22 protein-coding genes and 1 riboswitch are annotated in these 23,075 nt (G+C 74.0%); of the genes, 9 read left to right on the top strand and 13 right to left on the bottom strand.

What is annotated here, in order from left to right; translation table 11 throughout:
* Window positions 1-52: 52 nt before the first annotated feature.
* On the bottom strand, window positions 53-1,006 hold the full coding sequence (locus ACFVU3_RS30015) for a nucleoside hydrolase (protein ID WP_390071092.1): 954 nt from the start codon (window positions 1,004-1,006) through the stop codon (window positions 53-55).
* A gap of 119 nt (window positions 1,007-1,125) precedes the next feature.
* Here ACFVU3_RS30015 and ACFVU3_RS30010 point away from each other — a divergent pair, with 119 nt between their 5' ends.
* Complete coding sequence (locus ACFVU3_RS30010; RefSeq protein ID WP_390071090.1) at window positions 1,126-1,752, top strand: hypothetical protein; 627 nt, start codon at window positions 1,126-1,128, stop codon at window positions 1,750-1,752.
* A gap of 189 nt (window positions 1,753-1,941) precedes the next feature.
* Window positions 1,942-3,162, top strand: coding sequence for an FAD-dependent monooxygenase (locus tag ACFVU3_RS30005; protein ID WP_390071088.1), 1,221 nt, complete (start codon window positions 1,942-1,944; stop codon window positions 3,160-3,162).
* 39 nt (window positions 3,163-3,201) lie between these two features.
* Here the strand turns inward: ACFVU3_RS30005 and ACFVU3_RS30000 are convergent, their stop codons facing one another.
* On the bottom strand, window positions 3,202-4,218 hold the full coding sequence (locus ACFVU3_RS30000) for a phosphoribosylaminoimidazolecarboxamide formyltransferase (protein ID WP_390071086.1): 1,017 nt from the start codon (window positions 4,216-4,218) through the stop codon (window positions 3,202-3,204).
* Between the two features lie 26 nt (window positions 4,219-4,244).
* A riboswitch (ZMP/ZTP riboswitch) is annotated at window positions 4,245-4,331 on the bottom strand.
* A 93-nt stretch (window positions 4,332-4,424) separates the two neighbouring features.
* Window positions 4,425-4,724 (bottom strand): hypothetical protein, encoded by a 300-nt coding sequence (locus ACFVU3_RS29995; RefSeq protein WP_390071085.1) that lies wholly within the window; start codon window positions 4,722-4,724, stop codon window positions 4,425-4,427.
* A gap of 202 nt (window positions 4,725-4,926) precedes the next feature.
* On the opposite strand from ACFVU3_RS29995, the gene ACFVU3_RS29990 reads away from it, so the two are divergent.
* A complete protein-coding gene (locus ACFVU3_RS29990) occupies window positions 4,927-5,226 on the top strand; it encodes a DUF1876 domain-containing protein (RefSeq protein WP_390071083.1) in 300 nt (99 codons plus the stop codon).
* Between the two features lie 110 nt (window positions 5,227-5,336).
* On the opposite strand, the gene ACFVU3_RS29985 is transcribed toward ACFVU3_RS29990, so the two are convergent.
* Window positions 5,337-5,933 (bottom strand): CBS domain-containing protein, encoded by a 597-nt coding sequence (locus tag ACFVU3_RS29985; RefSeq protein ID WP_390071082.1) that lies wholly within the window; start codon window positions 5,931-5,933, stop codon window positions 5,337-5,339.
* 291 nt (window positions 5,934-6,224) lie between these two features.
* On the opposite strand from ACFVU3_RS29985, the gene ACFVU3_RS29980 reads away from it, so the two are divergent.
* Entirely contained in the window at window positions 6,225-7,502 is a 1,278-nt protein-coding gene (locus ACFVU3_RS29980; protein ID WP_390071080.1) for a YncE family protein, read from the top strand.
* 75 nt (window positions 7,503-7,577) lie between these two features.
* On the opposite strand, the gene ACFVU3_RS29975 is transcribed toward ACFVU3_RS29980, so the two are convergent.
* Together ACFVU3_RS29975 and ACFVU3_RS29970 are read right to left on the bottom strand one after the other, a co-directional pair.
* On the bottom strand, window positions 7,578-9,653 hold the full coding sequence (locus ACFVU3_RS29975; protein ID WP_390071078.1) for a discoidin domain-containing protein: 2,076 nt from the start codon (window positions 9,651-9,653) through the stop codon (window positions 7,578-7,580).
* Between the two features lie 133 nt (window positions 9,654-9,786).
* Window positions 9,787-10,380: a TetR/AcrR family transcriptional regulator gene (locus tag ACFVU3_RS29970; protein ID WP_390071076.1), complete on the bottom strand. Its 594-nt coding sequence runs from the start codon at window positions 10,378-10,380 to the stop codon at window positions 9,787-9,789.
* A 138-nt stretch (window positions 10,381-10,518) separates the two neighbouring features.
* Between ACFVU3_RS29970 and ACFVU3_RS29965 the strand changes: the two genes are divergently transcribed.
* From ACFVU3_RS29965 to ACFVU3_RS29955, 3 genes are all read left to right on the top strand, one after another.
* Window positions 10,519-11,757, top strand: a complete 1,239-nt coding sequence (locus tag ACFVU3_RS29965) for a hypothetical protein (protein WP_390071074.1) — start codon at window positions 10,519-10,521, stop codon at window positions 11,755-11,757.
* Between the two features lie 154 nt (window positions 11,758-11,911).
* Complete coding sequence (locus ACFVU3_RS29960) at window positions 11,912-12,664, top strand: DUF4352 domain-containing protein (protein WP_390071072.1); 753 nt, start codon at window positions 11,912-11,914, stop codon at window positions 12,662-12,664.
* Between the two features lie 133 nt (window positions 12,665-12,797).
* Window positions 12,798-15,089, top strand: a complete 2,292-nt coding sequence (locus ACFVU3_RS29955) for a competence protein CoiA family protein (protein ID WP_390071071.1) — start codon at window positions 12,798-12,800, stop codon at window positions 15,087-15,089.
* Between the two features lie 77 nt (window positions 15,090-15,166).
* On the opposite strand, the gene ACFVU3_RS29950 is transcribed toward ACFVU3_RS29955, so the two are convergent.
* Both ACFVU3_RS29950 and ACFVU3_RS29945 read right to left on the bottom strand, forming a co-directional pair.
* Window positions 15,167-15,355 (bottom strand): DUF397 domain-containing protein, encoded by a 189-nt coding sequence (locus ACFVU3_RS29950; protein WP_390071069.1) that lies wholly within the window; start codon window positions 15,353-15,355, stop codon window positions 15,167-15,169.
* The gene (locus ACFVU3_RS29945; RefSeq protein ID WP_390071068.1) at window positions 15,352-16,218 is read right to left on the bottom strand and encodes a helix-turn-helix domain-containing protein; all 867 of its coding nucleotides are present in this window, start codon (window positions 16,216-16,218) and stop codon (window positions 15,352-15,354) included. The genes ACFVU3_RS29950 and ACFVU3_RS29945 overlap by 4 nt, the downstream gene beginning before the upstream one ends.
* A 160-nt stretch (window positions 16,219-16,378) precedes the next feature.
* Between ACFVU3_RS29945 and ACFVU3_RS29940 the strand changes: the two genes are divergently transcribed.
* Window positions 16,379-16,828, top strand: coding sequence for an ATP-binding protein (locus ACFVU3_RS29940; RefSeq protein WP_390071066.1), 450 nt, complete (start codon window positions 16,379-16,381; stop codon window positions 16,826-16,828).
* Between the two features lies 1 nt (window position 16,829).
* Here the strand turns inward: ACFVU3_RS29940 and ACFVU3_RS29935 are convergent, their stop codons facing one another.
* From ACFVU3_RS29935 to ACFVU3_RS29925, 3 genes are all read right to left on the bottom strand, one after another.
* Window positions 16,830-17,402: an exonuclease domain-containing protein gene (locus ACFVU3_RS29935; RefSeq protein WP_390071065.1), complete on the bottom strand. Its 573-nt coding sequence runs from the start codon at window positions 17,400-17,402 to the stop codon at window positions 16,830-16,832.
* Between the two features lie 56 nt (window positions 17,403-17,458).
* Complete coding sequence (locus tag ACFVU3_RS29930; RefSeq protein WP_390071063.1) at window positions 17,459-18,130, bottom strand: GntR family transcriptional regulator; 672 nt, start codon at window positions 18,128-18,130, stop codon at window positions 17,459-17,461.
* A gap of 76 nt (window positions 18,131-18,206) precedes the next feature.
* The gene (locus ACFVU3_RS29925; RefSeq protein WP_390071061.1) at window positions 18,207-19,391 is read right to left on the bottom strand and encodes a CaiB/BaiF CoA transferase family protein; all 1,185 of its coding nucleotides are present in this window, start codon (window positions 19,389-19,391) and stop codon (window positions 18,207-18,209) included.
* 307 nt (window positions 19,392-19,698) lie between these two features.
* Between ACFVU3_RS29925 and ACFVU3_RS29920 the strand changes: the two genes are divergently transcribed.
* Window positions 19,699-20,883, top strand: coding sequence for an acyl-CoA dehydrogenase family protein (locus ACFVU3_RS29920; RefSeq protein WP_390071058.1), 1,185 nt, complete (start codon window positions 19,699-19,701; stop codon window positions 20,881-20,883).
* A 52-nt stretch (window positions 20,884-20,935) separates the two neighbouring features.
* Here the strand turns inward: ACFVU3_RS29920 and ACFVU3_RS29915 are convergent, their stop codons facing one another.
* On the bottom strand, window positions 20,936-21,439 hold the full coding sequence (locus ACFVU3_RS29915) for an FBP domain-containing protein (RefSeq protein ID WP_390071056.1): 504 nt from the start codon (window positions 21,437-21,439) through the stop codon (window positions 20,936-20,938).
* Between the two features lie 67 nt (window positions 21,440-21,506).
* Complete coding sequence (locus ACFVU3_RS29910) at window positions 21,507-22,976, bottom strand: PLP-dependent aminotransferase family protein (protein WP_390071055.1); 1,470 nt, start codon at window positions 22,974-22,976, stop codon at window positions 21,507-21,509.
* Between the last annotated feature and the right edge of the window lie 99 nt (window positions 22,977-23,075).

Raw genomic sequence — 23,075 nt, 5'->3', positions numbered from 1 at the left:
CCGCGTCTCCCGTGGAGCCTGAGCCGGCCCGGCGGGATCCGAACGGGACGGTCTAACGCCCCGAGGCGTCGCCCAGGGTCCGTACGGCCTCCACGATCAGGTCCCAGAACCGGTCCGTGTCGACGTCCGTGCCGACCTCGACGGCGGGGGGCAGGCCCGTCACCCCGTGCAGGTCCACCACGGTCGCGCCCCGGGTGTACGTGCCGTTCAGCTCCACCGTCACCGCCGCGCGCACCAGGCCCACGAGCGACGGGTCGATCAGATGGGCGACGGTGAGCGGGTCGTGCAGCGGGGGCGCGTCGAAGCCGTACACCTCGCGGTAGGTGGACGCGAAGTAGGTGAGCAGCTCGACGCAGAGCGCGCTGAGCGGGGTGCCGAGCGCCGCGATCCGGGCGACGACCTCGGCGGTCGCCCGGACCTGATGGGTCGCGTTGAGGCCGAACATGGTCACCGGCAGGCCGCTGCGGAAGACGATGTCCGCCGCCTCCGGATCGCACAGGATGTTGAACTCGGCCGCGGGCGTGGTGTTCCCGCGTCCGGTCGAGCCGCCCATGAGCACGATCCGCGCGATCCGGCCGGCGAGCTCGGGGTGGGCGAGGAGGAGGGCGGCGATGTTGGTGAGCGGCCCGGTCGGCACGAGCGTCACCGGTTCCGGGTGCGCCAGCAGGGTGTCCCGGACGAGGGCGAGGGCGTCGCGCGGGTCCTGCGGCACGTCCGGTTCGCCCGCGCCGAAGCCGGGCCCGTCCAGCCCCGAGTCGCCGTGGATGTTCTCGGCGGTCCGGCGCGCCCCGTGCAGGGGCCGGTCCCGGCCCGCCGCGATGGGCACACCCCGGATCCCGGCCACCGCGCACACCCGGCGGGCGTTGAGCGTGGTCTTCTCCAGGGTCTGGTTGCCCGCGACGGTGGTGAGGGCGAGCAGGTCGATCGCGGGGTGGGCGGCGGCCAGCAGGATGGCGAAGGCGTCGTCGTGACCGGGGTCGCAGTCGAGGATCACGGGAACCGGCATGCCCCCACCGTCCCACACGCCGCTCCCGGGGTGCCGCCGGTGGCCGGCCGACACGGCGGAGCGGAGCGATGTGACAGTAAAAACTGTCGAAATATGGTTCCGACAGGTAGGCTTGTCGCATGAACGATGTGGCTGGGATCCCGACCCCCGACAAGAGTGACGACGACTTCTGGACCGCCGTCTCGAACCTGGTGGAACCTCCCTGGAACGAGCCCACCCAGGACGACGCGTTCACCATGGACGAGGAGGTCCACGACGCCGTGCGCGCCCTGGCGGAGCGGATCTCCACCCGCCTGCTCGCCTACCGCGCGGCCGGCAAGACGCACGACCCCGTGCTCATGGCGGCGCCGGACGTGCAGCTCGCGCTCCTGCGGGCGCTGTACGAGGCCAAGCAGTCCGTCGACCGCCTCGCGGAGAGCGCCGCCACCGTCGCCGGCCGCAGCGGGGCGAACTACGCGCAGCTCGGCGCCGCCTGGGGCGGCATCAAGCGGCAGTCCGCCCGGCTCAAGTGGCCCCACGCCGTGGTCAGGAAGTCCACCAGCGAGTCCATCCCGCTCCACTACGCGGGCGGCACCGCCGTCGTGCACCACGACGCCGAGACCGACGCCTGGTGGTACACCGCCACCGCCGCGGACCAGCGGGAGAAGGAGTCCGAGCCCGTCCACGGCACCTACGCGGAGGCCATCGCCGGAGCGACCGAGTTCCTCCTCGCGCACGCCACGCCCGACCGGCACTCCCCGGAGTGACCCCGTCCGGCGCCTCCCGGCCCTGACGCCCTCCGCCGGATCCCGCGGTCCCGGCCGTCGCACCGGCCGCGCCCCGCCCGATACTGGATCACGGACCGTTCCGTGAGCGGTGGCCGGACGCGCGCGAACGAGGCGGCGGCCGCGGGTTCGCGGTGACAGCGGGTGGGCGGAACGGAAGGAGGCGGCTCCATGACGAGACGTCGTGCGGTCGTGGTCGGAGCCGGGATCGGCGGGCTCACCGCCGCCGTGGGGCTGCACCGCCGGGGCTGGCGGGTCACCGTCTGCGAACGCGCCCCCGAACCCCCCGTCACCGGAGCCGGCATCGGCCTCGCGCCCAACGCGCTGCGCGCGCTCCACGCGGTCGGCGTCGACGTCACCCGCGCCGCCGGCGGGGCCGTGCCCGAGTCGATGGGCGTGCGCCGGGCCGACGGCCGGTGGCTGACCCGTGTCCGCACCGCCGACATGGCGGCGCGCTACGGCATGCCCCCGATCGCCGTCCCCCGCCCCGCCCTCACCGCCGCACTGGCCGCCGCGCTCCCGGCGGGGGCGCTCCGCCACGGCACCACCGTGCTCGGCGTCGACGACGCCGCGGGCCGCCCCGTCGTGCGGACGGAGCACGGCCCCGGCCTGCCCGCGGACCTGGTGGTCGCCGCCGACGGGATCCACGGCCCGCTGCGCGGCGCGCACTTCCCCGCCCACCCCGGCCCGCGCTATCTCGGCGAGACGGCCTGGCGGGCCCTCGTGGAAGCCCCCGACCTGCGGATCGACGCCATGAGCGAGAGCTGGGGGCGGGGCGAGCGGTTCGGTGTGACCCCGCTCTCCGACGGCCGGTTCTACCTCTACGCCACCGCCGTCGTCCCGGCCGGAGCCCACCTGGCCGACGCACGTGCCGAGCTCCTCCGCCGCTTCGGCACGTGGCACGACCCGATTCCCGCCCTGCTGGAGCGCGTGGCCCGCCTCCCCGCCGCCGACGTCCTCCGCCACGACCTCCACGAACTGGCCGCCCCGCTCCCGCGCCTCCACCACGGCCGGATCGCCTGGCTCGGCGACGCCGCCCACGCCATGGCCCCCAACCTGGGCCAGGGCGGCTGCCAGGCCATCGAGGACGCGGTGGTCCTCGCCCACCTCCTCCCGGCCGGGGACACCGGAGGTCCGGGGGCCTCCGGTGGGGCCGGGGGCGACGCGGACGGCGTTCCGGCCGCTCTCGCCGCCTACACGGCCGCCCGCCGCGACCGGGCCGACGCCGTGCGCGTCCGCGCCCGCCGGGTCGGCCGCCTGGGGGCCCTCCGCCACCCCCTCGCGGCGACGGCCCGCGACCTGGCGGTCCTCGCCACCCCGACCCGCCTGGCCCTGCGCGGCATGGACGACCTGTTCGACGGCTTCCGCCTCCCGGACCGTCCGGCGGGGTGAGCCGCGGGGGCGCGGGGCGGAGGGCGACCGGGCGGCGGCTCAGTGGTGGAAGAGGCGCAGGCCCGTCCGCGCGAGCGTGACGCCGAGTTCCCGGCAGGCGTCCTCGACCTCGGCCGAGCGGATCGAACCGCCGGGCTCGGCGATGGCCGTGACGCCGTGGCGGTGGGCGTGGTCGACGTTGTCGCGGAAGGGCAGCGCGCCGTCCGACGCGAAGGACACCCCGGTCAGCCCGGCCAGCCACGCGGCCCGCGCGTCCGGGCCCAGGTCGCCGGGGTCCGTCGTGACGGCGGAGCGGAGGCGGGCGCGCTCGTCCGCGGTGAGGTCGCCCTCGGCGAGCCGGACCTGCCAGTTGATCCGGTCCTGCCGGCGGACGCCGGGCCGGAAGGCGAGGCCCTGGACGAGCGGGTGCCGGCGCAGCCACCACGTGTCCGCCTTGGCGCCCGCGAGGCGGGTGCAGTCGACCCGGGACTGCTGGCCGGCGCCGATGCCGAGGGTCCGGCCGTCGCGGACGTAGCAGACCGAGTTGGACTGGGTGTGGCGCAGCACGGCGAGCCCGAGGAGGAGGTCGGCGCGGGCCGCGTCGGAGAGCGCGCCGACGGGGACGTCCGTCAGGAGTTCCGGGGTGAGCGGGCTCCGGTCGCGGTCCTGGACGAGCCGCATCCCGAAGACCTCGCGGGCCTCCTCGTCCGGCGGCGCGAAGCCCGGATCGGCCTCCATCACCAGGAAGCCGCCGTTCTTCTTCCTCGCGAGGACCTCCAGGACGCCGGGCGCGTACCCGGGGGCGACGATCCCGTCCGAGACGACCCCGGCCAGCAGGTCCGCCAGTTCGAGGTCCACCTCGCGCGAGACGGCGGCGAAGTCCCCGTACGAGGACTTCGGGTCGGCGTCCCGGGCCCGGAGGTAGGCACCGGCCAGGGCGCCCACCCGGGCGGGGTCCACGCCGTACGGCCGGGCGGTCGCCTCGTCCACCGGGCCCGCGAGGGCGGCACCGGCCGGGGAGACGTGCTCGAACGACGCGGCGGCCGGCCGGCCCGAGGCCCGCTCCGCCTCCCGCACCAGCTCGGATCGATCGCGCCGATGGGGGAGGACGCCCAGGCGGTCGGCGTCGTGTCCGAGGGGGAGGGCCGCTTCCCTGTGGTGCTCCACGTGCGCCAGTCACGACCCGGGGTGATCGTATCCAGACGGGGCGGGGCGGGCAACAAAGGTCTGGTCCAAGGGCGTTGGGGCGCGTCGACGGGCGGCTCCCGGCCCGCCCCGCGCGTTCAGAGCCAGTCGTCCCCGCCGCCGGGTCCGGTGCCGCCCGGGGCGCCGTCGTCCGGGCGGCGGGCGCGGCGGCGCTTCTGCGACGGCGGCGCGGGGTAGCGGGACAGCAGGGCGTCCAGCTTCGCGAGAGCGGTGGCCGTGGCCATGAGGACGAGAGCGGTCGCCGCGAGTCCGACGCCGACGTGCAGGCCGCTCGCGCCCAGGACCGCACCGATCCCGAGGCTCGCGGGGACCCCGAGGCCGGCGACGGCCACCTGGAGCACCTCCAGCCGTCTGCGCGCGCCGAACCGGGCGGCCATAGCGGTTCCCCTTCGCCGTGAAGTCCCCGTGCCGGGGGTGGTTCCCGCCCCTCCGCGGCGGAACACCCGCCTCCACCCGTCGTCCGCCCGGGCCGCCGCGTGCGCCGGAGCCCCCATGGGCGGATCCTGGAAGGGACGGGGGAGCAGCGCCCCGGGCACGTACGGCACCGGCGGCGCCGACCGGCGTGCGAGGAGGCAGACCATGACGCGGAACCTGGAGTGGAGGGTCGGCCTGGAACTGAACGAGGAGGCGGGCCGGACCCAGGCCGAGGCCCGGCTCGACACGGGGACGGCGACCTTCACGGGACACGGATCGGCCCGCTGCAACCCGGCGGACACGGACGTGCCGGTGATCGGCGACGAGCTGGCCGCGAGCCGGGCCATGAAGGACCTGGCGGGCAAGCTGATGCGGGAGGCGAACCGCGAGATGGAGGCGGTGGGCGCCGGGACCGTACCGCGGCGCACGGGTCCCGGATACGGCTGGCCGGAGGCGGTCTCCTGAGGAGCCCGCCGTCCAGCGGACCACGGCCCCGCGGGAGCGCCACGCCCCCGCGGGGCCGCCCCGCGCCGCGGCCCCCTCCCGGCACCCCGCCCGGGTCCGGCCGCCGTCGCTCACTCCTCGGGAGGCTCCACGGTCAGGTGGTCGACGACCTCGACCACGCCGTCCACGGACTCGCACAGGCGCCGCAGCAGCGGGACGAGCTCCCCGCGCCCGACGGTGCCGCTGAGGGTGACCCGGCCCTCGTCGACGTCGATGTGGACGGCGGCGGGGGAGAGTCCGAGGATGCGGACGACCACGTCCTCGCGGATCTCCTCCTGGATCGAGCGGTCGCGGCGCAGGAAGAGCTGGAGCAGGTCGCTGCGGCTGAGGACCCCGATGAGCCGCCCGCCGGCGTCCACGACCGGCAGCCGCTTCACCCGGTGCCGCTCCATCAGCCGGGCCGCCTCGACGGCGGTCCAGGAGGGGCGGGCGGTGTGCACCGGGCTGGACATCATCGCCTCGGCGGTGCTGGGGCCGTCCTTGGCGGTGTGCCGGCGCAGCAGGTCCGCCTCGGAGACCACGCCCACCGGCCGGTTCTCCTCGTCGACGACCGGCACCGCCGTGATGCCGTACTCGTCGAGGAGCCGCGCGATCTCCTTGAACGGGGTCCCGCGCTGGACCGCGACCGCCGTAGGGGTCATCAGGTCCGCGACACTGCGGTGCCTCATCGTCCGTTCCGTCCCTTCTGAGGGTGACGGTTCCATGATCTCCCATCCGCGGCGGCGGGGGGACGGGCGGGGTCGGGGAGCCGAGGCGCGGGAGCGCGGGCGGGGCCGGTACGAGGGGCGGCCGGAGCGCGGGCGGGGCCGGGGCGAGGGCCCGGCGAAGGGTCGCGCGAGGAGCCCCGCGCGCCCCCGGTGAACGGGGTGCGGAAGACGTCTTGTGGGTGCGGCGGGTCCGTGGTTACCTCCGAGTTACCTCCGGTAAGTCATCGTCCCCGCAAGGAAGAAGGCTCCCCCATGCCCTCGGCTCGTACGACCCGGACCCGCCGTCTCGCGGTCGCCCTCGCCACCTGCCTGACGGCGTCCCTCTCGCTGCTCGCCCCCGCCGTCGCCGCGCCCCCGCCCGTCGCGTCCGGGGCCGCCGGCGCGCCCCTCGGCGAGGTGATGTTCGTCGGCAACAACTGGGACGGCACCGCCGATGTCATCGCCGCCCGCGGCGACTTCCACCGCATCGGCCGGATGAACGTGATCCCGGACAAGGAGGAGCGCCTCCGCGAGATCTACCTCAACCCCGTCAAGCTCGCGTTCTTCCTCGGCGTCCGCAGCGGACCGGGCGAGGGCCACGACCAGTTCGTGGACGACATGTACGCCACCCCGGACGGCACCGCCATGGTCGTCTCCCGGCCCAGCTTCGCCGACGTCGTCTCCCTCGACCTGCGCACCGGGCGCGTCAACTGGCGCTTCCCCGTCGCCGGTTACCGCTCCGACCACATGGCCGTCTCGCCCGACGGCACCCGTGTCGCCGTCTCGGCCTCCACCGCCAACACCGTCCACGTCCTCGACATCGCCACCGGCCGCCAGCTCGGCAGCTTCAAGACCGGCGACAAGCCCCACGAGAACGTCTTCACCTCCGACGGCCGCCTCTGGAACATGTCCATCGGCGAGGTCACCACCGCCCTCGACGCGCCCTGGCTCGACTGGACCAAGGGCGACCGGAAGATCACCGTCGTGGACGCCACCACCTTCGAGACGGTCCGCGTGATCGACATGCGCTCCCGCCTCGACGCCTTCGGCCGCGACGACCTCTCCGACGCCGTCCGCCCCCTCGTCTTCACCCCCGACGAGAAGAAGCTCTACTTCCAGGTCTCCTTCCTGAACGGGTTCCTGGAGTACGACATCGAGAGCGACCGCGTCACCCGGCTGAAGTCCCTGCCGGGCAGCCCCGCCACCGACCCCGACCGCACCACCTGGGTCAACGACTCGCGCCACCACGGGCTCTCCATCAGCCCGGACGGACGCAAGCTGTGCGTCGCCGGCACCATGGACGACTACGCCACCGTCGTCGACCGCGAGACGCTGAAGCAGGGCCCGCTCGTGCCCACCAGCAAGCCCTACTGGGCCACCGTGAGCGGCGACGGCCGCGCCTGCGTCGTCTCGGAGAGCGGGGCCGACCGGGTGAGCGCCATCGACTTCGCCACCGGCGAGCGCGTCGCGACCGTGGACGTCGGCGACCACCCCCAGCGGGTCCGGCTCGCCAGGATCCCCGCCGACTGGACGCCCCCCGCGGCGGGCTGACACCCCCGCGCGCGCCGGAGGGGCCGGCCGGATCCTCGTCGATCCGGCCGGCCCCTCCTCGTCACCCGCGTCCGCTCAGGAGCGGGTGACCGTCACCTCGTAGAGCGAGTAGCCCCACTGCGTGGCCCGCCGCTCCCCGTGGACGCGGACGTACCGGGCCGGCGTGGAGGCGAACTCTGCCGTGTCGTAGCCGCCGTCCCCGGCCTCCGTCGACCAGACCGTGCGCCAGTTCGCGCCGTCCTCGGAGACCTCGATCCGGTACTGGCGGGCGTAGGCCCGCTCCCAGTCCAGGGTCACCCGGCCGACGCGCCGGACCTCGCCCAGGTCCACCCGGAGCCACTGGTCGTCCGACCAGTCGCTCGCCCAGCGGGTCCCGGTGTCACCGTCGAAGGCGCGCCCGGAGGCGTAGCTGGTGAACGGGTGCCACTCGGTGGAGCTGGCCGAGGTGGGCACGCCCGACGCCAGGTTCTCGCCCGGCTCGTGCCGCTCGGTCGCCCGCCAGGTCCGCAGGTAGGACTCGGCGCCGAGCGCCAGGTCCCCGATGACCTCGGGGCCGCCCGGGGTCAGCCGGATCTGCTCGATCCAGTCCGGCACGAGACCGGCGTGCGCGGCGCCGTCCGTGTTGAGGTCCCAGGTCCGCTCGCCGGTCACCTGCTTGTCGAGGACGGTGCCGCCGTCGAAGCTGCGGTACGGGTACGTGACGGCGTTCGGCGCCTCCGGGCCGACCGGGCCGGGCCAGCCGCCGACACCGTTCATGTCCGTGCCGTATCCGAGGCCGACGCCGTACTTCTCGCGCAGCTCGGCCTTCCCGTTCGCCTCGCCGATGAAGCCGCCGGCGCTGTGCATGTACGGCGCCGTGAACCCGCCCAGCTTGTAGAGGCGTTCGGTCCAGTCGAGGTCCATCCAGCTGTGGGTGGAGAGCACGCCCGGGTACTCCTCGGCCTCCAGCATGTCCAGCGCCCGGCCGGCCGCCTTCACGCTCATGTGGTCGAGTTCGAGCATCATGCCCCGGTCCATCATCCCGCGCAGCGCGTGCTCGCCCAGCCTGGTGAGGCCGCGGGTGTTGCAGCGGGCGTCGGAGGCGTAGTTCGGCACGCTCACCCCGGCGGGCAGCTTCTCCGCCATGGCGGCGGGCGCGACGAGCCCGATCGGGTTGTCCTTCTGGGGACCCGCGCACTGCTCGGTGGACCAGAAGGTGCCGGTGGACAGGAACTGGCCGATGTTCACGGCGACGCCCGTCGTGCCGCTGTCGAAGCGGACCCCGCACAGCGCGTTGTCGAACTTGTGGCACAGGAACATGCTGCGCACGCCGATCTGGTACAGCTCGTCCAGGCCGCGGTCGATGTCCGCCTTGTCGCACTGGGCCACGTCGAGGATCTGCTTGCAGCCGAACGGCTCCGAGGTCTCCACGCCGAGGACCACGGCGAGCTTGCCCTGCTCGATCACCGACCGCGCCTGGTCGGCGCTGGTGACGATGCGGAACCAGCCCTTGCCGGGGCCGCCGAACATCGAGTCGACGTAGTCCTGCATCTCATACGTCTTGCGGGCCTCCAGGCGGATGGCCTCCATCTCGTCGCACCCGCGGTCCCGGGGCATGATCGAGCACAACAGGCCGTTGGAGACGAGGTCGTTGACGAGCACGCGCTGACCGCCCCGCCAGGCCCGCTCCAGCCAGGCGTAGTAGTTCTGCTGGTGCGTCAGCGAGTTGTGCGCCGGCCAGTCGGCGAACGTCGGCCAGCCGTCCGGGTCGTGCTTGCCGTTCGCGCCGCCGGTCAGGTTCTCGAACAGGGCGCCGGAACCGTCCGGATAGTGCTCCGGACAGTCCTTGAGGGCGTCGGCCGCGCCGGCCGTGGAGAAGGGCTTGCCGCAGATCAGCCGGCCGCCGAACCCCTCGTTGGACATCACGTGGTTGTGCGCGTCGACGAAGCCGCGCACCCGCCCCTGGGCGTCGGTGCCGGTGAAGGGCGCGCCCGTGGCGTTGACCTGCGAATCGGTCGCGGGCCGGGCGGTCGGCTCCCACCAGGGGGAACCGGCCGCAGGGACCGGGGCGGCGCCGAAGAGCACGGCCGCCAGGGCGAGGAAGAGGGACACGAGACCGAGGCGGCGTGTCCCGCGGAAGGGGGAGCGACTACGGGTGGTGCGTGGGCTCATGGTCGGGAAGCCTCCGGTCGGTGGGGGTGTACCGGGCGCCCCGAGAATCGCGGTGACAGAGGTCTGAGTCAAGAGTCCGGGTCAAATGACCTACTAACGATTGAGGAGCCCCCCGTCCCGCACCGGCCGACCGTCAGCCCTCGATCAGCCGAACCAGCTGATCAGCCGTCAGTTCCAGTTGTTCCAGGGCGGCTTCCTCGTCGCGGAGCACCAGGTACTGGAGCGTCATCCCGTCCACCGCGGCCGCCAGGTGACGGGCCAGCGTGGGCACCGGAACCTTCGGCTCCGCGCCCCGTACCGCGCCCACCTGCTCCACCAGCACCGTCGCCGACCGCACGTACTGGTCGTACTGCGCCCGCGCCAGGTGCTCGAAGCCGGGCTCCCGCAGCGCGTACTGGGTGAGGTCGTACGTCAGCATGTGCTCGCCCGGATGCGCGGTCACGTCCTCCCAGTACGTCCGCAGCGCCGCCCGCACCGTCTCGCGCAGGGTCGCCCGCGGCTCGACCGCCTTCAGCACCCGGGCCACGTAGTCGCCGATGATCGTCTCGATGGCGGCCTCGAGGAGAGCCTGCTTGGAATCGAAGCAGTAGTGGAAGACGCTCAGCGAGACCCCGGCCTCGGCGGCGATGGACCGGGTGGTGGTCCTGGCCACCCCGTCCCTGGTCATCGCCCTGATCGCCGCCTCGACCAGCTGCCGGCGTCGTTCCGCCGACGGCATCCGCGCCATGCTTCCTCCTCGTGTCCGGGGCGTCAGGGTAACCGCAGCCGTCCGCGCGCCGGTCGGCGCGTCACCCCCTCACGCCGATCGCCCGCGGCGCGAAATCCCTTGTGGCAGGCTGGGCTGAACTCGGGGAGGGGACGGACCGTGGACGACGAGATCCAGCTGTTCAGAGACGGCGACGGCCTGGCGGTCCTGGGCGATCCGGCGGCGGTCGAACGCTTCCTCGTCTCGGAGGGACTGCCGGCGAACGGCCCCGGAACACGCCGTCTCGGCGCCGTCCTCGGCGACGCGGCGGGAGCCGCCCGAGCGGGCGCCGACATCGCCGCCGGCTCGGGTCGCTGGGTGAAACTGTCCAAGGAGTCGGCGCGGCGGATCGACAGGATCGGGCTGAGGAAGAGCGCGACGACCGGACTCGAGACGGGCGTGCTGAAGGGCCCCAGGGGCCAGGCCAAGGGATTCGTCGAGTTCGCGAAGGGCGGACCGCTCCGCGGCGGCCCGGCGCGGCTCGCCGGCGTGGCGACGGTCCTGGCCCAACTGGCGATGCAGCAGGCCATGGACGAGATCGCCGACTACCTCGCCACGATCGACGAGAAGGTCGACGACGTGCTCCGCGCCCAGGAGGACCAGGCGCTGGCGCGCGTGATCGGGGTGGACTTCGTGCTGAAGGAGGCCCTCACCGTCCGGGAGCGGGTGGGCGGGGTCTCCGGGGTCACGTGGTCGAAGGTGCAGAACACCTCGACGACGATCGCCGAGGCCCAGGCGTACGCGCTGCGCCGGCTCGACGCGCTCGCCGAGAGGACGGCGAGCAAGAGCAAGGTCGGTGACCTCGCCAGGGCGTCGAAGGGGATCGAGGCCCAGGCACGGGAGTGGCTCGCCGTGCTGGCGCACTGCTCCCGGCTCCAGGACGCCTTCGCCGTGCTCGAACTCGACCGGGTGCGGGCGACGGAGCCGGAGCGGCTGGACGCGCACCGCCTCGGGCTCCGGGCCGCACGGAAGAACCGCATGGAACTCCTCTCGGAGAGCACCGAGCGGCTGGTGGGCAGGATGCACACGGCCGCCGGCACGGCCAACGCGAAGGTGCTGCTGCACCCGACCACGTCCCGCGAGGTGGTGCACGCGCGCAACCACGTGGAGGTCGCCGTCGTCGACTTCCACGGGCGGCTCGGGATCGAGCGGGACCGGGAGGAGCTGGAGGCGCGGCGCTGGAAGGAGGCGGCCGTGGAAGCGAGGGACAAGGCGCTGGAGAAGGGCGCGGAGAACATCGACGCCGCCCGTCGCCTCGGCACCGAGACCTTCGGCCGGGCCAGATCGGCGACGGGGAGGCTCTCCAGCGGCCTCGCCGAGCGGGCGTTCCGCCGGCGCGGGGGAGATACGGAAGCCTGAACGAGCGCCGCCCGCCGGCCCCCTGGGCGTCTCTCGCGCCAGCAGGGGGAGCGGACCAGCGGGATCAGGCCGTCACCCCCCACGCGCGCGACGAGCGCCCCGAAACAGCCCCGCCCCTCTTGCCGACGGACCCGCACCCCAGGAGTCTCCTGCCATGATCCCGCCCAAGCCCACGGAAGACCCCACCCTCCCGGCCGCTCCGGTTCCCGCACCCGTCGGACCGCGTCCCTCCCGCCGCGCCATGGTCCTGGTGGCCGTCTGGACCGTGCTCGTCGCCGGCGTGTCCTCCGGAGTCACCGCCGCTCTCGTCGGAGGCACCGACGGCGACGGCGCCGGTGTCCGGGACGCCGCCGCACCGACGGCCACCCCGTCGATATGGCAGGACACCCGTACGTACCCCGCCGATCCCCCGCGGGAGCCGGAGACGACCCCGAGCCCGACGCCCACCGCCCGGACCTTCGTCACCGGCGAGAAGGCGAAGAGCGGCGGGGCGACCGTCGTCGTCAGGAAGGTCGGCGAGGCCGCGACGGTGACCCTGGAGGACTTCGGCTCGGACAAGATCCTCAAGGCCGGCGCGGGAGCCAAGTTCGCGATCGTGGAGACGACCGTCCAGAACGACGGCACCGACTCCTTCGACCCCGTGTGCGGCGGCGGGATCTCCCAGGGCCTCGTCGACGCCGAGGGGCGGAAGTTCGACCTCATCGACGAGGCGTTCCTGGTCAAGGCCAACCACGAGGCCGACGCCTGCGGCGAGGAGGTCCAGCCCGGGTTCGAACGCGACGCCGTCTTCGTCTACAGGATCCCCGCCGCAGCCAGCCCCGCGGCATGGGTGTTCTCCGGCTCCAGGGGCATGACCGAAGGCGATCTGGCCGTCGTGCGCCTCACCGGCGCCACCACGTCGAGCTGACGGCACGGGGCCGGGACGCGCCCGCGTACCCTCCACCGGGGCGTCGGTCTCCCGGCCCCGGCCCCACCCCCGTCCGTTCCCCCCCCGCTCCCCCCCGCTCCCCGAACACCCCGCACCCACCCGGAGCCGCGTCATGTCCCCGTCCGCCGACGAGGAAGACACCCGCAAGGTCCAGACCGCCGTCCTCGGGCGGTCCGGATCCGATGTCCCCGCCTTCCTCCCCTTCGACCACGACGACTTCGACATCTTCATGCGGGGGCGCTCCCGCGAGGACTTCTACTGCGGGATCCTCCTCGGAGGCTGTGGCAAGAAGCTCACCGCCAAGCGCTACCTGGAGAAGAAGTGCCACTTCGCGCACCGGCCTCCCGTCCATTGCCGGCGCACCGCGAACGGCGAGTCCAGCGCCGACCACCTGTACATCGGCAAGGCCCTCCAGGAGTGGCTGTCCCGCTCCTGCGGTCACCCGGGGGCGAGCGTCACCTACCCGGACCTGGGGTCCGGCCCCGGTGGCGCCGTCGAGGTCCGGTTCGGCGGGGGACGGCTCATCCGGGTCCAGATGGGGCGCGCGGAGCTGAAGACCTGGCGGAGCGACCGGGAGCGGCTCGATCTCCGGCACCCGCGGGGCGTCCACTGGGCGTACGGCCCCGACAGCGGCCTCGCGCACAACGAGGTCGAGGTGAGCGGCCACGCCGTCCGCCTGTCCTGCCGTACGGAGCAGGGCACCCGGAAGGTGTACGTCGGGACGCAGCGCCCCGGCCACCCCGTCGCGTGGGCGACCCTCGCCGAGTGCCGGCTGACGGACGCCGGCGTCATCACGCCCGCCCTCGCCGCGACGGCGGATCCCGTGCCCGCATCCCCGGCGGGGCCGGCCTTCCCGCTCCGGCCCGGAAGCGTCGCGTTCACCGGAGCGGTGGAGGACCCATCGGCACGGACGGACCGCACGCGCTTCTACGAGGCCGACGTGCAGCCCGAAGGGTCGGCCGCGACCCGCGGACGGATCGGCCTGCCGAGCCAGGCACCGGTTCCGCCGCCGCACGCGATCCACGTCCTCACCGGTGTCGCCCACCTGTGCCCGCGCGAAGAGGGCGGATGGCTGATAAGAGCCGACGCGGCGACCCCGCTCCCGCACCGCGCGGATCCACGCTGGCCCGACCTGCGTCCGGCTGCCCCTCCCGAACCGGCACGGCCTCCGGCGACGACCGAGGAAGCGATGGTCGCCGCCTTCCGTACGAAGCTGGAACAGGTCCGGCGGGCGCGCGGGCTGATCGACTGGGAGACGCTGGTCGCTCAAGCGGGCGCCGTGCCGGGCGACTTCACCCCGGCCGACCGTGTCCGGATCCTGGTGGCGGTCGACACCCCCCACACCCCCGGCGAACCGTTCCTCGCCGCGGTGGTGAAGTCGGCCCACGCGGCTCCGGGTCCCGCCTCCTTCTTCGCGGACGTCCTCGCGGCGCACGGGATGGGCGAAGACCTGACGGAGGCCCAGGTCGACCACCTCTGGCGGTACTCGGCGCGACAACGCGCCACGGCGACGGAGCGGCCCGTCCGCGAGGCCCGGGCGGACAAGGCCGGGGCGGACGAGGCCGGGGCGGACGAGGCCCGGGCGGACGAGGCTCGGACGGACGAGGCTCGGACGGACGAGGCCGGCCCGGACGGCGAGCCGGACCCGAAGCTCGTCGCGGAGCTACGGAAGCACCTGAAGCTCATGGCCAAGGGGCGAGGGCTGATCACGTGGAAGGGCCTCCTGGCCGGCCAGGGGATCCTGCACACGACGATCTCCGTGACGACGCGGTTCCACCTGCTCGTCGCGATCGACTCCCCGTGGAAGCCGGGCAAGCCGGTGCTGTCCGCGCTGGTGAAGGAGAAAGGGAAGGACGGCCCGGACGCGATGTTCGGCGCGGTGCTCAAGGCGCTGGGATGGACGCCCAGCGCGGCCGTCCCGTCCACGGACGCGGCCTGGCCCCTCGAACGTGACCGGGTCTACGCGGCGGCGAAGAACTGGAACGTTTCCGTCCCGGGGACCGCCGGGCCCGCGGCGGGCCGGTACGGCCTGACGAAGCGGTTGAAGGGCAAGGTCGACGACGTCAGGCGAGCGCTGATCCAGGCCGCCACCCGTGAGGCATGCCTGGGCTGGAACGCGCTGGCCGTCGCCGCCGGCATGGACCCGGGGCTGCTCACCGACGCCGAACGCACGGCGCTCCTCGTCGCGGTGGACAGGCGTGCCCCCGCGGAGGGCCTCCTCCTGTCGTCGCTCGTGATCGGCCCCGGCCACACGCCCGTGCCGTACTTCGACGACATCCTCCGTGCTCTCGGCCGCCCCCACGGGCTTCTTCCCATCGAACTGGGCCGGGTGCGCAAGCAGGAGCAAGCGCGCGTCTTCGAGGCGTACGGCCGCCGCAGGACCACCACGACCGAGGAAGGGTGAGGACGAACCACCGCGGGCCCGCCGCGCGGGCGAGTGAAGGCCGGGTTGCCGGCCGAGCCGCGCGGCGGGGACGGACGCTACTTCTCCGAAGCGAAGGACACGAACCGTCCCCAGCCCTCGCGGCCGACCGTGAAGGCGGGGCGGCCGACGTCCTTGGAGTCCCGGACGTGCACGGCCTGTCCGGCGACGGCGACCTCTACGCAGCTGTCGCCCTGGGTGCCGCTGTGGCTGGACTTGAACCAGGCGAGTTCCTTCGGGGTAGTCATAGTTCTCCTCGCAGTCGCTCCAGCAGGCCCCGAGATTCCTTCGGGTGGAGGGCCTGCGAGCGCAGTGTGTCATAGCGCTGGTGGAGCAGTCGCACCTCTTTCGGGTCGGTGATCAGGCGTCCGTTCTGCTGTCCCTCCGAGTACCCGAGCCGTCGTCCGTCCGGGGTTTCGAGCAGCTGCACCGACCCGTCCAGGCAGCCGTGGAACTCCGCCTCCAGCGGGACCACCTGCAGCGTCACATTGCGCGACGTGCTCAGTTCCAGCACCAGGTCCAGCATGCTCCGCTGCACCTCGGCCCCACCCAGCCTCCGGCGGAAGACGTGCTCCTCCACGATGAAGCTGAACGGCACCGTCGGTCGCTCCCACAACACCTTCTGCCGCTGCAGTCGCGCGGCGAGCTGGGTACCCAACTGCCGTTCCGTCAGGAGCGGGATGCTGTTGTCGAACACTGCCCTCGCGTACGCCTCCGACTGCAACAGCCCCGGCACCAGCCGGCACTCGTACGTGCACAGGCTCACCGCCACCTTCTCCAGGCGGGCCCAGCGCCGGAACCACACCGCCAGGCCCGCCTCGGCCCGGGAGAGGAAGGGGGCGGACCTCCGCAGCGCCCCGGTGTTCCCCAGCGCCGCGTCGCCCCGGTCGACGAACGCCTCGTCCGGCATCCTCCGGCCCAACTCCACCGACTCCACCGTGTGTCTGGAGAAGCGGACCAGCTCCGCGAACTCGGCCCGGCTGAGTCCGGCGTGTTCGCGCAGGGCCTGGACGACGGCGCCGAACGTCCGCAGACTGTCCGAAGGGTCGGGCTCCCGCTCCCCGTCCTCGGCCCCCCACTCGTCGTCGCCCTCGGCCTCGACGATGCTCATACGCCGCCACCTCCACGTGCACCCGCGGCAGCTCCCGCGGTCGGCCTACTCAGAGTGACGGGACGGGGCTCGTACTGTCCACCATGGGTGCCCGTACGCTGACGGCGCGTACGGGGTGCGGCTCTCGCGGGTCGTGGCGTGCGGCCGTCACTGTGGCCCCATGAACCAGACCTCACCCCAACCGACCTCTACCGTACGCGTGTTCAGTCAGCTGATCTCGTCGACCCGGAGCGGTGCCCGTCTGGCCAGGCTCCTCACGCTGACGGAACTCCACTTCTGGGGCGTGCCGCAGGGGCTCACGGAGCGTGCCGAGCAGGTCGTGGCCGAACTCGCCGCGAACGCCGTGCTCCACGGAGGGCTGCGAGGCCGTGACTTCCGGCTCGGGCTGGCGCTGGACACGACGGCCGGCGTCCTCCGCGTCGAGGTCACCGACGCGCGCGGCGACCGGTGGCCCGCCGCGCCCGCCGTGGTGGGCGCGGGGGAGCGTCAGGGGGACGGGGGCAGGGGGTTGTCGCTGGTCGCCGCGCTCGCCGACGGCTGGGGAGTCGTCCCGTACCACCCCGGAGGCAAGACCGTCTGGGCGGTTCTCGGTGTCGGGCCGCGGGTGTAGCTCAGCCCGCGGACGGCCAGGCGCTCCGGCGCGAGAGGTCCAGGATCAGGGCCGCGATGTTCCAGGCGTCGTCCTCGCCCCGGTGGTGGCGGCCCTCCAGGGGGAGGCCGGCGTGGGCGAGGGCCTGGGCCATGCCCGGGCGGCGCCGCAGGCCGTGGGCCTCGGTGAACACCGCCTTCGCGTTGGTGTGATCGCGGCCGAAGGGATACCGGGTGCCGGTCGCCTCGCACTGGCGGGTGAACTGCTTGCGGTCGTAGTCGCCCCAGCTCGCCCAGGGCCGGACCCCGGCGGCGTGGTCCCGGGCGAGGAGGCGGCAGGCGGCCGCGAAGTCGAGGCCGGTGTCCACCTCCGCCTGGGTGAGGCCGGTCAGTTCGGTGCAGAACGCGCCGACGCGCGAGCGGGCCGGGCGCACCAGGATGCGGTGGCGGCCGATCCGCTCGCCCGCGGCCAGGTCCACGACGGTCAGACCGATCTCGATGATCTCGTTCGTCTGGCCGGGCGGCGGGGCGGTGTCCCAGCAGGTGGCCTCGACGTCGACGACGTTGAGCAGAGGGCGCGGGTCGCGGGATTCCATGCGCGGAGCCTAGGAGCCGGGACGGGGCGGGAGCACCTGGATTTCCCGGCGGGGCCTCAGTCCTCCTCCGGGGCCAGCACCGCGCGCAGGGCCGCCACCGCGTGGGCGCGGTGGTCGTCCAGCCGGCGCACGGCGGCGTCCTTGTCGCCCTCGCGCAGCGAGGAGAGGACCGCGCGGTGCTCGTGGACGGCCTGGTCGCGGTGGCCGGGGTCGGTGTAGTAGAGGGAGCGGTACGCGTCCGTGGAGTCCCAGAGGGTGGTGATCATGCGGACGAGACGGGGCATCCCGCAGGCGTCGATCAGGGTGAAGTGGAAGCGGCGGTTGGCCTCGGCCATGGCCGTCACGTCACCGGCCCCGGCGGCGCGCTCGACCTCGCGCTGGATGTCCTCCAGGGTGTCCGTCAGGCCCTCGGGGCCGAGGTCCATGGCCCGCAGGACCGCCTCCGTCTCCAGCAGGGCGCGGATGCGGTAGATCTCCTCCAGGTCGGCGAGGGACAACTCGGCGACGAAATAGCCGCGGTGGACGTGGTGGACGACCAGGCCCTCGGCCTCCAGCGCCTTCAGGGCCTCCCGGAGGGGGACCCGGCTCACCTCCAGGCGGGCGGCGAGCGCGTCCTGCCGGATGGGCGCGCCGGGGCGGAGTTCGCCGCCGGTGATGGCGCTCCGCAGCTCTCCCAGGACGAACTGCTGGGCCGTCTGGGGCCGTCGCCTCTCCACCGCGCCGCTCATCGATCCGACCTTCCCTCCGCGTTGCCTGCGCACCGGCGGCCTTCGTCGCCGTCGGTGACCGTCATCTTCCTATGGATCAGCGGCCCGCGGCCGAGCCGTCCGCCGGCGGGATCCCGGCCAGGACCTCGGAGGTGTGCTCGCCCAGCCGCGGGGGAGCGGAGCGGTACGAGGGCGGGGTGGCCCCGAGCCGGACCGGGTGCGCGACCTGGCCGGGACCGGCGGCCTCCTCCGGGAGGCGGGCGCCGAGCCCCAGCCGGTCGGCGAGCGCGAAGGCGCCCGCCAGGTCGTTGATGGGGCCGCAGGGCACGCCGGCGGCGGTCAGCTCCTCGAACCAGGCGTCGGCCGTGCGCGAGGCGAGCGGCCCGGCGAGCGCCGCCGTCAGCTCCTCGCGGTGGGCGACGCGGGCCGTGTTGGTGGCGAACCGCGGGTCCTCGGCCAGGCCGGGCCGGCCGATCCGTTCGCACAGCGCCCGGAACTGCCGGTCGTTGCCGACCGCCAGGACCAGCGGCCGGTCGCGCGCCTCGAAGACCTCGTACGGGGTGATGCTCGGGTGCCGGTTGCCCATCGCCCGCGGAACGACCCCGGCGCCGAGGTGCGCGGCGGCCTGGTTGGTGAGGGCCGAGAGCAGCGAGCCCAGGAGCGAGACCTCGACGCGCTGGCCCTCGCCGGTCCGTTCCCGGTGGCGCAGCGCGGCGAGGACCCCGAGACCGGCGTGGAGCCCGGTGATGACGTCGACGAGCGCGACCCCCGCCTTCGTCCCCTGGCCGCCCGGCTCGCCCGTCACGCTCATGAGGCCGCCCATGGCCTGCACGAGGAGGTCGTAGCCGGGCAGTGCGGCGCCCCCGTCGGTGCCGAAGCCGGTCACCGAGCAGTAGACGAGACCGGGGTTGGTGCGGCGGACCTCCTCGAAGCCGAGGCCCAGCTTCTCCATGGTGCCCGGGCGGAAGTTCTCGACCAGGACGTCGGCCCCGTCGACGATCGCCCGCGCCGCGGCCAGGCCGTCCGGATCCGTGAGGTCGAGGGCGACGGACCGCTTGTTCCGGTTGACCCCGAGGAAGTACGTGGCCTGCCCGTCCGCGAACGGCGGGCCCCAGGCGCGTGTGTCGTCACCGCCGTCCGGCCGTTCGATCTTGATCACGTCGGCGCCGAGGTCGGCCAGGAGCATCGTCATGTACGGGCCGGCGAGGACCCGGCCGAAGTCGGCGACGACGATGCCGGAGAGGGCGCCGGGGCCGGCCTCGTGGGGGTGGTCCGTGTGCATTCCGCGCTCCCTGGGTGGGCGGGCCGTCGGATGGGGGATCGCGCGTACGGGAGGGTGGATCCCGTACGCCGGATCGTGGAACCGATGCTCAGGATCGTGGATCCCTGACAGCGGATCGCGGATCGTGGACCCCTGACATCGGATCGTGGATCTCGGATCCTGGATCCAGCGGATTGGAGATTGGATCCAATCGGACCGTAGGGGGCGCGGGGCGGATTTTCAATACTGGATCCAAAATCCAATCTGGGGCTACGCTCGGCACGCCACGCCGAGCACGACCCTCGTCACAGCCGCCAGGAGGCCGCCCGTGAAGTCCTCGCCGTCCACCCCCGTCCACCCGCTCGCCCTCCTCGCCGTCGACGGCCTGCTCAGCGACGAGGAGCGGGAGATCCGCGCCACCGTCCGCGCGGTCGCGGACCGCGAGCTGCGCCCGCACGTGGCCGGATGGTTCGAGAAGGGCGAGATCCCGGCGCGCGAACTCGCCCGTACGCTCGGCGAGCTGGGCGTGCTCGGCATGCACCTGGACGGGTACGGCTGCGCGGGGACCAGCGCGGTGGCGTACGGCCTGGCCTGCATGGAGCTGGAGGCGGTCGACTCGGGTCTGCGCTCCCTCGTCTCCGTGCAGGGCTCGCTGGCGATGTACGCGATCTGGAAGCACGGCTCCGAGGAGCAGAAGCAGCGGTGGCTGCCGAAGATGGCGGCGGGCGAGTACATCGGCTGCTTCGGCCTGACGGAGCCCGACGCCGGCTCCGACCCGGGGGCGATGCGGACGAACGCCAAGCGGGACGGTTCCGACTGGATCCTGAACGGCACCAAGATGTGGATCACCAACGGTTCCGTCGCCGACGTCGCCGTGGTCTGGGCCCGCACCGAGGAGGGCGTCCGCGGCTTCCTCGTCCCGGCCGGCACCCCCGGCTTCAGCGCCCCCGAGATCAAGATGAAGCTGTCGCTGCGGGCCAGCGTCACCGCCGAACTGGTCCTGGAGGACGTCCGGCTGCCCGCCGACGCGATGCTGCCCGACGCCCGCGGCCTCTCCGGGCCGCTCGGCTGTCTCAACGAGGCCCGCTTCGGCATCGTCTTCGGTGCCCTCGGCGCCGCCCGCGACTGCCTGGAGACCGCGATCTCCTACGCGAAGGACCGGACGGTCTTCGCCCGCTCCCTCGCCTCGTACCAGCTCACCCAGCAGAAGCTCGCGGACATGGCCGTGGAGCTCGGCAAGGGCATGCTGCTCGCCGTCTACCTCGGCCGGCTGAAGGACGCGGGCGAGATCACGCCCGAGCAGATCAGCGTCGGCAAGCTCAACAACGTGCGCGAGGCCATCGCCATCGCCCGCGAGTGCCGGACCATCCTCGGCGCCAACGGCATCACCCTGGAGTACCCGGTGCTGCGGCACGCCAACAACCTGGAGTCCGTCCTCACCTACGAGGGCACCAGCGAGGTCCACTCCCTCGTCATCGGCAAGGCGCTCACCGGCGAGCAGGCGTTCCGCTGACCGGTCCGCGGGACCCGCGGGGGGCGGCCCGTCCGGGCCGCCCCCCCCGGGCTCAGCCCGCGGTCACGCGCGCGAGGAAGGCGTCCAGGTTGGTGACGGCGCGTGTCACCCGCTCCGGGACGGAGAGGGTCTCGTCGTGGCGCACCCCCCGCAGCCTGGGGACGCGCCTGCCGCGCAGGTAGAGGGAGCAGGCGAGGTCGGCGCAGACGTAGATGCCGACCGTGTTCCCCTCCCGGCCCCGCGCCCCCGCCAGCGGGGCCGCGAGCAGCGTCACGCCCGACGAGGCGTGCCCGGTCAGGCAGATCTGGCACATGCTGGTCTTCACCGCGCTGGTCCGGCCCGCGGCCGGCACCCGCAGGGACACGCCCAGCGGGCCGTCCGCACGGCGCACCACCAGATGGGCCCGCAGCGGTGCCCCGGGATCCACCCACCCCAGGAAGTCCAGGTCGTCCCAGGGTGTCTCGGCGAAGTCCAGCGGCAGCTTGAGCCGCGCGGCGTCACCCTTCGTCGCGTTCACGAACGACGAACGGATCTCTTTCTCGGTCAACGGTTCCACTCGTTGGACCGTACAGGCATGTCCGCCCCGGGAGCATCCGGATATCGCGCGCGACCGCGGGAGCCCGTCAGGCCACCCACTCCGGCAGCGCCGGATCCGTGAACCGGCCCGGGGCTCCCTCCAGGGCCGCCGCCAGCCGTTCGGCCGCCGCCTCGTAGACGTCCTCCGGCAGCGTGTACGGGATCCGCAGCCGGTGCTCGTGCGTCCCGGGATCCACCCCGAACCGCGCGCCGCCCTCCACCCGCACGCCGTGCCGCAGCGCCCGTGCCGCCAGCTGCGTCGCCACCGGCCGGCCCAGATCGATCCACAGGCACATCCCGCCCGGCGGCACCGCCCACCGCCACTCCGGCAGGTGCCGGGCCAGTGCCACGCCCAGCGCCTCCCGGTTCCGCCGCAGCTCCGCCACGCGCGCGTGCACGATCGGCTCCAGCCGCCGCATCAGCGCCACCGCCACCAGCTGGTCCAGGACCGAACCCGACAGGTCGGCCGTGACCCGGGTCCGCGTCAGCTCCGTCACCACCCGCGCCGACGCCCGCACCCAGCCGACCCGCAGCCCGCCCCAGCAGCTCTTGCTCAGCGACCCCACCGACACGATCTGCTCCCCGGCACCGGCCCCGGCCGCCGCGGCGAACGGCGCCGGTGCCGGCACGTCCAGCGCCGTGTCGGTGAGCGTCTCGTCCACCACCAGCCACGTCCCCGTCGCCCGCGCCGCCCGCGCCAGCTCCCGGCCCTGCTCGCGCGGCATCAGCCGCCCCGTCGGGTTGTGGAAGTCCGGGATGAGGTACGCCAGCCGGGGCGCCGTCTGCCGCAGCGCCGCGTCCACGAGCCCCGTGTCCCAGCCGTTCTCGGTGACCGGCACCGGCGTCACCCGCATCCCCCGGACCCGCATCGCGTCGAGGGCGTTGGTGTACGAGGGGTTCTCCGCCAGCACCCGGTCGCCCGGCCGGCCGAACTGGGCCAGGACCAGCGACAGCGCCTGCTGCGCCCCCGTCGTGACGAGGATCTGCTCGGGCCGGGTCGGCAGCCCCCGCGAGGTGTACCGCTCCGCCACGGCGGCCCGCAGCTCCGGTAGTCCGTACGGGTGGTAGCCCGGCGCGGCGGCGAACCTCGGGAGCTCCGCGGCGGCCTCCGCCAGCGCCTCCGCCAGCTCCGCGCGCGGCGCCCGCGGCGAGGCCAGCGCCAGGTCGATCACCTCGTCCGCCGCGTCCGGGTACGGGCCCAGCGCGGTCGGCGTCTGCCCGTCCGGAAGCGCCGTCCACGTCCCCGCGCCCCGCCGGCTGTGCGCGTACCCGCTCTCCCGGAGCAGGTCGTACGCCCCCGTCACGGTCGTCCGGCTCACCTCCAGGACCTGCGCCAGCTCCCGCTCGGCGGGCAGCCGCAGCCGCAGCGCCACCCGGCCGTCCAGGAGCGCCTCGCGCACCGCCCGGGCCAGCTCGCGGTAGCCGAACCGGCCCTCCGGGGGCGGCGTGAGCAGCGAGGCGAGCTGGCGGCCCGTCAAGGTCCGGTCCGCGGTGTGGACCACACGGCCCTCTGCCATGCCAATCACTCCTTATTGGCTCTGCTGTCCAGGCCAATAAGGCTACAGACTCTGCGTCAGTGGCCTGGTGGCAACCCGGGCGGAGACACACCGCGACCA

It is taken from the genome of Streptomyces sp. NPDC058052, from assembly GCF_042885515.1.
GTDB lineage: Bacteria > Actinomycetota > Actinomycetes > Streptomycetales > Streptomycetaceae > Streptomyces.
Note: the sequence above shows the minus strand (reverse complement) of the source record. Positions and strands in the feature narration are given on the sequence as shown.